1 pseudogene is annotated in these 616 nt (G+C 51.1%); it reads right to left on the bottom strand.

Going from position 1 to position 616, the window contains the following annotated elements:
• Positions 1 to 616 (bottom strand): annotated as a pseudogene (locus ACIFQM_RS24985) (hypothetical protein); the annotation flags it as partial.

The raw sequence follows: 616 nt of genomic DNA, 5'->3' as shown, positions 1-616 counted from the left end.
CCCATCTGTCATGCTGGTTCGCCGTCCCGCACGGTCATAGGTGTAGTTGGTTTTAAAATCCGGTCCCGCCGCTTCCGTAACCAACCCGTCCGTATTATATTCAAAGGTGATCGCTTGCAATTTTCCTGTCAGCATACGGGTGATATTGCCATCCGTATCGTAAATATTGAGCGTCGTTCCTCCACTGGATTTCTCCAGCAACATGCGTCTGCCCAGCTCATCATACGAGTACAGATTCTTTTGCCCATCGGGATACTGAACGGTCTTCAAATTTCCGGCCAGATCATACATATAGCTGGTCTTTTGTCCCGATGGATCTGTCACGGAGGTCATTTGTCCCAGTGCATCGTAATCATAGATCATACGTTGGCCGTTACCGTCCGTCCGGCTGGTGACCCTACCCGCATGATTGTAAGCGAACGACTCCAGCGGCTGAAAGGAGCCATTGTTAGCTTCTTGAGTGGAAGTCACACGACCTAAAGCATCCGATACCTCACGCACACGATAACCAGCCGCATCCGTATAAGTGACCGTACGATCTACCGCGTTGTACGCCACGGTATCTGTTGTTCCATCCGCATAGGTCGCCTTCACAGGCCGTCCAAAAGCATCGTAG

Origin of the sequence: Paenibacillus sp. NRS-1782 (assembly GCF_050467685.1) — a bacterium.
Classification (GTDB): domain Bacteria; phylum Bacillota; class Bacilli; order Paenibacillales; family Paenibacillaceae; genus Paenibacillus; species Paenibacillus terrae_A.
Note: the sequence above shows the minus strand (reverse complement) of the source record. Positions and strands in the feature narration are given on the sequence as shown.